Here is a 7,429-nt window from a genome sequence, read left to right on the forward strand (position 1 = left end):
GCCGCTACGGCAGTTCCAGTTCCTTGACGAGATGTGGGCCGAACCGCTGGACCTCGCGGGCTGTGCTGAGGAGGGGAAGCGCGGGCTGCCCGGCCACCAAGCCGAGGCGCGACGCCGTCCCCCGGCACCGTCCCCCACGAGGCTGCCGCCTGGCAAGACCACACCACACCAGCTAGGCCCGTTTTCCGCAGGTGCGTGATCGTCAACGGAGATCGCGAGGGTCGACCCCGAGCAGATCGAGCAGGTTGATCTGTGCCGGGGTCGGCTGGAGGATGATGGGTGGTGCGGTCCCGCTGCCAGGGATGATGCGCAGGGTAGCGAGCGCACGGAAGATCAGGTTTCCGGTGGGGATGGCGGGGCGACCGGCGTACAGGCCGTTGACCTTGCTCTGCCCGTGCGTGGCCAATGCCTGTCTGACCTGGCGTTCTACCAGGCAGAAGATGAGCAGAGCCAGGCAGATCACGGTGATCAGGGCGGCGATGCGCCGGTTGTTCTTCAGGTAGAGCGTGGTGACGGCCAAGGGCCCCTTGAAAGCGGCGTAGCGGCGTTCGACCGCTTCTTGCTTCTTGTACAGCAGCAGCACCTGTACGGCGTCGGCCTGCTCGGGGGCCAGGTTGGTCAGCAGCGCGTACCAGCCGTCGGTGGCAGCTTCGGCGTCGATGGCTGTCTGGTCGAATTCCCAGGTGAGTGTGGGTTTGCCGGTGCCGGCATCGGTGCCGATGGTGGTCCGCAGGTAGGCGGCGACCCGCCGCTGCTTGGCGATCACGGCCACCCGGTCGGTGACCTTGCCCGCGTCCGGATAGTGCCGCGAGCCCAGCCCGCGCCCCAGACGTTCCAGATCCTCGCGGGCACGCGACAGCTTCAACGTCCGGGCGTTGGACGCGGCTTGGGCCCGAGCCGAGGAGTGCACGAACACGCGTCGTACCGATACCACCGGGTCGCTCTTGAGCGGTCCGGCCAACGTCATCGCTTCTTCGGCTTCCAGTACATGCCAGGAGCTCCGCTGATCTGCGGCTTTACCCGCATCGCGCTGGGCGGTGTAGTCCACCGCGGTCGCCTGTTTGAGCGCCAGGCCGGCCAGGTCACCGGCCGGCACGTACGTCTTGGAGGCCGGAGCGATGAAACTCACCCGCCCGGCATCCATCGCGGCCAGGTTCCCATACGAGATCAGCTTGGAGTCACCGATCATGAGCAGCCGCCGGGCCGAGGCCAAGCGCTGTAACTGCTTCATCGCGCCCACGACCTGGCCGACCTCTCCCGCCCCGCCGTCGAAAGCCCGCGCGAACACCGGGATCGCACCGTCGCCGGTCACCGCGATCCCGGCCTGAATCTGCTTCAAGTCCGGCCGCCGGTCCTTGGGATGGCCGTACCTGGGGCGGGCGAATCCCTCCTCGGCCTGCTCGTAGTCGCCGTGCAGGGAGATGGACGTCATGTCCCAGTGCATGCGGCTGGTCTCGATCCCGAACGCTTCGATCGCCGCCAGCCCGACCGACCCCACCAGGTGATCGAGATGCGGGGCGATCGCGTCCAGCGCACGGCCGATCCGGTCATCATTGAGCAGGGCCGGATCGATGCCCAGCCCTTCCTCGACTGCCCAGTCCCGTGCCCATTGCTGCACGTGGACCAGCGGTGCGGGGGAGGTCAGCCGGTTGGTCACCAGCGCCTCGATGACCTGGCCGTGGGTGAGGTCGGCCAGGTCACGCACCGGGCAGGCGGCATCGATGAGTTCCCTGATCCGCAACCGGGTACAAAAGTCGGCCACCACGGGCAGCGCCCCGAGCATCTTCTCCACGCTCGGGCCACCGAACTGCGCTCGCTGTCTCACGGGCTCCGGGACTACCGTCTCCACCAGCAACGATCAAGACGCCGCGCCGGAGATGCCCCAAACATCCCGATCTGCGGAAAACAGGGCTAGGCAAGCCAGGGCACATCAAGGGCCCAGAACACGTCAGGGCCCAGACACGTCAAGGGCCAGGACACGCGCCAAGGGCCAGGACACGCCAAGGGCGCTGCCAGGCAGAACCCTTGACGAGCACAGCTGGACAGGACCCCTGCACGAGCACGGCTGGGCAAGGAACGAGCACGGCTGGGCAAGGAACGAGCACGGCTGGGCAAGAACCCAGAAGGGTACGGCTGGGCAGGACCCCGGGCAGGGGGCAGGACCCCGGCAGGGGGCGGCTGGGTAGGGCTCTTGAAGGGTACGGCGCGGCAGCCGTACCCTCCGTGTCCGAGCTGCTACAAAGTGCCGCCGAAACCGACAGGCCGTGACTCGTCCTCGCCGATCTCGACGAACCCGAGCGAGGCCACCGGCACCAGCACGCGCCTGCCCTTGATGTCGGTCAGGGCGAAGACGCCGCCGCGATCGACCGCCAGGGCGTTTCTGATCTCCTCTTCGACCTGCTCGGCGCTGAGGTCGGTCTCGACAACGAGTTCGCGGTGTACGGAGCGTACGCCGATCTTGATTTCCATCGTGGCTCCCTAGTCGAGCGGGCTGGCTCTACACCCATCGTCGCCGGTCTGGCCCGCGAAAACGCGATTGATCGCGCGCAGCGAACGGGGTTATGCCGTACGCGGAAAACCGCTGATGCCGCGCCAGGCCAGCCGGGCCATCAGCTGCTCGGCCGCGTCCTTCGGGATGGAGCCGTGCGTGGTGACCCAGTAGCGGGCGCTCACCTCGGCCATGCCCACCAGCCCGACGCCGAGCAGGTGCGCCTCGTCGCTGGTGCACCCGGTGTCCTCCTGGATGAGCACGCTGACCATTTCGGCGCACTCGCGCAGCGAGCGCTCCACCCGCTGCCGCACCGGCGCGACGTTACGCAGGTCGGACTCGAAGACCAGCCGGAACGCCTCGCCCTGGCTGGAGATGAAGTCGAAGAAGGCGCTGAAGGTGGCCTGCACGCGCAGTTTGTTCTCGTTGGTGGAGGCCAGCGCCTCCCGGCAGCGGTTGACCATATCGTCGACGTGCAGGTCGAGCAGCGCCAGATAGAGCTCCAGCTTGCCGGGGAAGTGCTGGTAGAGCACCGGCTTGCTGACCCCGGCCCGCTCGGCGATCTCGTCCATGGCGGCCGCGTGATAGCCGTTCTCCACGAACACTTCCTGCGCGGCGTTCAGGAGCTGCCGTCGTCGGGCCAGCCGGGGCAGCCGGGTGCCCCGGGGCTTGGCATCCGGGGTTGCGGTCACGCGGGTCTCCATTGCTCTCTCACGCGAATTGCTCTCTCACGCGAATGCTTACTCACCCGAACGGCTTTCTCAGGCGAATGGTTTCTCAGGTGGCTTACTCAGGTGCGCTTACTCAGGCGGGCTTTCTCGGGTGGCTCTCTCAGGCGAACCGTGCGGACATCCTACGTGCGGGCAGCCCACACGCCCGGCGGACAGCCGCCGGCGATGCCCCTCGCGCAGGTCACCGTCATCGAGCCGGGCTCAGCGATAGTCGTCGTCGTCGAGATCCACCACGCGGTCCTGCTCGGCCGCATCGGCGGGATCGACGTCCAGCGGCAATTCGCGGCGCGGCCGGCTCCCGTTCTGGAGCACCTCGCGGTGCTGCTCGGCGGCGTCGGCCTCGGGCGTCTCGATCGACAGCTCGCCCTCCTCGTCGGCGTAAGGGCCCTCGTCCCCGCGTATGTCCATCTCCGACATCTTCAGGTCCCCTCTCGGTGTGGACGTCAACCAGCCTACGCCCGGTCGAAAAGGTCGCCGCGCTTCTCGACCCTGGCGAGCACGTCGGGCGCGGTGAACACCAGGTCCTCCGGCCGTTCGCAGCCCTCGACCTCCTTCCACGTGAGCGGCGTCGAGACCGTGGGCTGCTCCCTGGCCCGCAGCGAGTACGGGGCCACGGTGGTCTTGGCCGGGTTGTTCTGGCTCCAGTCGATGAACACCTTGCCGGGCCGCGCCTTCTTGGTCATCACGCTGACGACCTGGTCGGGGTGCTCCTTCTCCAGGAGCTGGGCGAGCCTCTTGGCGTACGCGGAGGGCTCCTCGCGGCAGTCCCAGTCCGCGTACAGCTGCATGCCCTTGCTGCCGCTGGTCTTCGGGTACGCGGTCAGGCCCTCCTCTTTGAGCACCTCGCGCAGCATGACCGCCACCCTGGTGCACTCGACGATCGTGGCGGGCGGGCCGGGATCGAGGTCGAACACGAGCGTGTCGGGCGGCAGCGCCTGCCCGTCCTCGTCCACGCGCCACTGCGGCACGTGCAGCTCCAGCGCGGCCAGGTTGGAGTAGTAGACGAGTGTGGGCAGGTCATCCACCACGGCGAAGTCGATGGTCTCGCGGTTCTTGGTGCTGCCGGGGGCGGGCAGGTTGACCCGCCTGATCCAGTCGGGCGTGTGGTCGGGGGCGTTCTTCTCGAAGAAGGACTGGCCGGTCACGCCGTTCGGGTAGCGCTTGACGGTCAGGGGGCGGCCCCGCAGGTGCGGCAGCAGCACGGGGGCGACACGGCTGTAGTAGTCGATGACCTCGGACTTGGTGAAGCCGTAGTCGGGATAGAGGACCTTGTCCAGATTGCTCAGGGTCAGCTCGCGCCCGTCCACCTTGACCGGTACCTTCACAACGTCACCTCCGCGGGAAGTTTGTCGGGGCGCAGGCCGCGCCACACGGGGTGCCGCAGCCGCTGCTCGTCGGTCCACATCGTGTAGGCCACCTCCCCTACCAGATCGGGCCTAACCCACCGATTACGCCACGGAACCTCGTTGGAGAACGGGCTGCGCGGGATCTCCAGCGGCCGGAGCCTCTGGTAGAGCTCGTCCAGCACGACGTCGGTGAACCCCGTGCCGACGTGCCCGACGTACCTCAGCCCCGTGTCCGTGAATGCCCCCATCACCAGCGACCCGACCCCGCCCGCGCGGCGTCCCTTGCCGGGTTTCCAGCCGCCGATCACGACCTCGCGCGTGGTCAGGTTCTTGACCTTGATCCACCAGGGTGAGCGGGTGCCCGGCCGGTAGGGGGAGTCGAGCCGCTTGACGACCACGCCTTCGAGCCCCTGCTCGTAGGTGGCCGTCAGGAGGTCGGACTCGCCGGGAAAGTACGGGGGCGCGCCGACGTCCAGCTCGTCGAGCAGCGCGCGGCGGTCGCGGTAGGACAGGTCGAACAGCGCCGTGCCGTCGAGATAGAGCAGGTCGAACGGCATGTACGTGATCGGGTACAGCTCCAGCATGATCGGCTCGGGGTCGGTCAGATGCATGCGTCGCTGGAGGCGTTCAAAACTGGGCCGGCCGTGGGGGTCGAGCGCCACGAGCTCCCCGTCGATGATCGCGCCCTTCAGCCCGAAACCCGAAATTTCGGGGTATCGCCGCGTGTAGTCGACCCCGTGTCTTCCCGTCATCCTCATCCCGCCGTCAAGATGGATGATGGCGCGGATGCCGTCCCACTTGACCTCGAGGCCGTACTGGTCGCGTTCGGAGGGTAGTTCCCCAGGTACGGCCAGCATCGGTTCGACCGGGTATGGCATTGGTTGCCCCATGGGGGGTATGTGCCCAATGGCGGGCCTGTTGAGAGCTGAGGAGTGCCCATGCGCAGCATCTGGAAGGGCGCGATCTCCTTCGGGCTGGTCACGATCCCGGTCAAGCTGTATTCGGCGACCGAGCAGAAGGACGTGACGTTCCACCAGGTCCACCGCGAGGACGGCGGCCGGATCCGCTACAAGCGGGTGTGCACGCAGGACGGCGAGGAGGTCGCCTACGCCGACATCGCCAAGGGCTACGAACTGGCCTCCGGCGAGATGGTCGTGCTCACCGACGAGGACTTCGAGGACCTGCCGCTGAGCAGCTCGCGCAGGATCGACGTCCTGCAGTTCACGCCGGCCGAGCAGATCGACCCCATCTACTTCGCGAAGTCGTACTTCCTGGAGCCCGACGCCCAGGGGGCGAAGCCGTACGTGCTGCTGCGCAACGCGCTGGAGAGCTCCGGCCAGGTGGCGGTGGTCAAGGTGGCGCTGCGCCAGCGCGAGTCGCTGGCCACGCTGCGGGTCAGGGACGGCGTGTTCGTCCTGGAGACCATGCTCTGGCCCGACGAGATCCGCACGCCGGACTTTGCCTTCCTGGAGGAGGACATCGAGGTACGCGCCCAGGAGCTCAAGATGGCCGAGTCCCTCATCACCACAATGGAGTCGGACTTCGAGCCGAGCGAGTACCACGACACCTACCGCGAGGCGCTCCAGCAGGTGATCGAGGCCAAGGTGGCGGGCAAGGAGGTCGTCCCCGCCCGCGAGGAGGAGGAGGCCGGCCCCGCCGTGGACCTCATGGCGGCACTGCGGGCCAGCGTGGAGGCGGCCAAGAAGGAGCGCGGGGGCGAGCCCGCCAGGCCGAAGAAGGCCACCGGCAAGTCCAAGGACGAGGACAAGTCTAAGGACGAGGAGAAGACCCCCGCCAAGCGCAAGACGCGCAAGTCCGCCTGACCGGGGGCCTCAGGACCTCTACGGCCAGGTGCTGTCTTCCGGGCCTTTTCGTGCCTTTCTTCACTGCTTGCCCGGCCGCGACGGCCAGGTGATCGCTGTCCCAGTGCGCTGTCGGATGAAATGACGGCGAGCCTGCTGACACGAGGGTTCCCCCGCGCCCTCTTCCACATCGACGACTGGCACGGAAGCCGGTCGGTCCTCGTCGTGGATCCCAAAGCGGACATATGGGGATAATTCATGCTAATTCATGGGATAGACCTTTAATGCGAGCAATAAGATTGTTAATGCAGAGCAAAATAGAGACGTGACCGTTTGCCCGCTCATCCCCCGGAAATGACACATTGTGGATGGCTCTTTGGTGGCCGTCCGGACTTTGTTTCCGAAGCAATTCGGAAGCGCTGAGTACGGGGCAATCGATCCTACAGGGGGAAACGCAATGCCCAAGTTCAAGAGTGTTCTCGCGGGCCTCGCCTTCACCACGGCGATGGCCGGCAGCGTAGTGGGCGTGGGTGCGGCCACGACCACGGCAAGCGCCGGCGCTGCCACGCAGGTCAGCACCAGCACGTCGGTCCTGACCGGGAGCGGCTGCCGTACCTGGCGCCGTTGCGGATGGGGCTGGGGCCGGGGTCGCGGCTGGGGCTGGGGCAACCGGCGTCACCACCACAACATGCGCGTGAAGATCAAGGTGCACAACAGGAACTACAACCGTAACCACCACCCGAGGACGGACCAGGGCGCCGACGACAAATAAAGTCGGGCGACGATGACCGTTCGTTGATGGCGCAGGATGTTGTTTGGGGCGGCTCGTTCTTCCGTTCGCGGCTGACCTGAGTTTCATTTCCCTTCGTCTCCACGGGCATTTCTGGTGAGGGTCCTCCCGGCATCGGCCGGGGGGCCCTCGCTGTGTCATTTTCTTTTGTTTTCTCGCCCGCTTCTTGCTATGCCTAAAAGTGGACAATTCCGGTTTGTTGGTCTTTAGGTCGGATATATGGATGGTGCGGGTGATTGCTTTCTGTCATCCGTAGGGGGCAAATCGAATCC

The 7,429-nt window shown here is 66.6% G+C and carries 8 protein-coding genes; 2 read left to right on the forward strand and 6 right to left on the reverse strand.

Annotated features, from left to right (window positions below; translation table 11 throughout):
- Window positions 1-202 precede the first annotated feature (202 nt).
- The 6 genes from AB0I81_RS56930 to ligD (AB0I81_RS56955) all read right to left on the reverse strand — a co-directional run bounded on the left by AB0I81_RS56930 (window position 203) and on the right by ligD (AB0I81_RS56955) (window position 5,443).
- Window positions 203-1,825, reverse strand: a complete 1,623-nt coding sequence (locus AB0I81_RS56930) for an IS1634 family transposase (protein ID WP_360677492.1) — start codon at window positions 1,823-1,825, stop codon at window positions 203-205.
- 410 nt (window positions 1,826-2,235) lie between these two features.
- Window positions 2,236-2,469, reverse strand: coding sequence for a DUF3107 domain-containing protein (locus AB0I81_RS56935; protein ID WP_360677494.1), 234 nt, complete (start codon window positions 2,467-2,469; stop codon window positions 2,236-2,238).
- Window positions 2,470-2,559: 90 nt separating this feature from the next.
- Window positions 2,560-3,180: a TetR/AcrR family transcriptional regulator gene (locus AB0I81_RS56940; RefSeq protein WP_360677496.1), complete on the reverse strand. Its 621-nt coding sequence runs from the start codon at window positions 3,178-3,180 to the stop codon at window positions 2,560-2,562.
- A gap of 240 nt (window positions 3,181-3,420) precedes the next feature.
- Window positions 3,421-3,627, reverse strand: a complete 207-nt coding sequence (locus AB0I81_RS56945) for a hypothetical protein (RefSeq protein ID WP_360677498.1) — start codon at window positions 3,625-3,627, stop codon at window positions 3,421-3,423.
- A gap of 44 nt (window positions 3,628-3,671) precedes the next feature.
- Window positions 3,672-4,544 carry a non-homologous end-joining DNA ligase gene (gene ligD / locus AB0I81_RS56950; protein ID WP_360677500.1) on the reverse strand — a complete coding sequence of 291 codons (873 nt, stop codon included), beginning with the start codon at window positions 4,542-4,544 and terminating at the stop codon, window positions 3,672-3,674.
- On the reverse strand, window positions 4,541-5,443 hold the full coding sequence (gene ligD, locus AB0I81_RS56955) for a non-homologous end-joining DNA ligase (protein ID WP_360677502.1): 903 nt from the start codon (window positions 5,441-5,443) through the stop codon (window positions 4,541-4,543). Before ligD (AB0I81_RS56955) ends, ligD (AB0I81_RS56950) begins: the two co-directional genes overlap by 4 nt.
- A gap of 60 nt (window positions 5,444-5,503) precedes the next feature.
- On the opposite strand from ligD (AB0I81_RS56955), the gene AB0I81_RS56960 reads away from it, so the two are divergent.
- Complete coding sequence (locus tag AB0I81_RS56960; RefSeq protein ID WP_360677504.1) at window positions 5,504-6,388, forward strand: Ku protein; 885 nt, start codon at window positions 5,504-5,506, stop codon at window positions 6,386-6,388.
- A gap of 436 nt (window positions 6,389-6,824) precedes the next feature.
- Window positions 6,825-7,139 carry a hypothetical protein gene (locus tag AB0I81_RS56965; RefSeq protein WP_360677506.1) on the forward strand — a complete coding sequence of 105 codons (315 nt, stop codon included), beginning with the start codon at window positions 6,825-6,827 and terminating at the stop codon, window positions 7,137-7,139.
- The last annotated feature ends 290 nt before the right edge of the window (window positions 7,140-7,429 follow it).

The organism is Nonomuraea sp. NPDC050404 (genome assembly GCF_040655495.1).
In the GTDB taxonomy this organism is placed as follows: domain Bacteria; phylum Actinomycetota; class Actinomycetes; order Streptosporangiales; family Streptosporangiaceae; genus Nonomuraea.

Coding starts and splice junctions, on each gene's coding strand:
- AB0I81_RS56935 (WP_360677494.1), bottom strand. CDS start 2,469: ATGGAAATCAAGATCGGCGTACGCTCCGTACACCGCGAACTCGTTGTC.
- AB0I81_RS56945 (WP_360677498.1), bottom strand. CDS start 3,627: ATGGACATACGCGGGGACGAGGGCCCTTACGCCGACGAGGAGGGCGAG.
- ligD (WP_360677502.1), bottom strand. CDS start 5,443: ATGCCATACCCGGTCGAACCGATGCTGGCCGTACCTGGGGAACTACCC.
- AB0I81_RS56960 (WP_360677504.1), top strand. CDS start 5,504: ATGCGCAGCATCTGGAAGGGCGCGATCTCCTTCGGGCTGGTCACGATC.
- AB0I81_RS56965 (WP_360677506.1), top strand. CDS start 6,825: ATGCCCAAGTTCAAGAGTGTTCTCGCGGGCCTCGCCTTCACCACGGCG.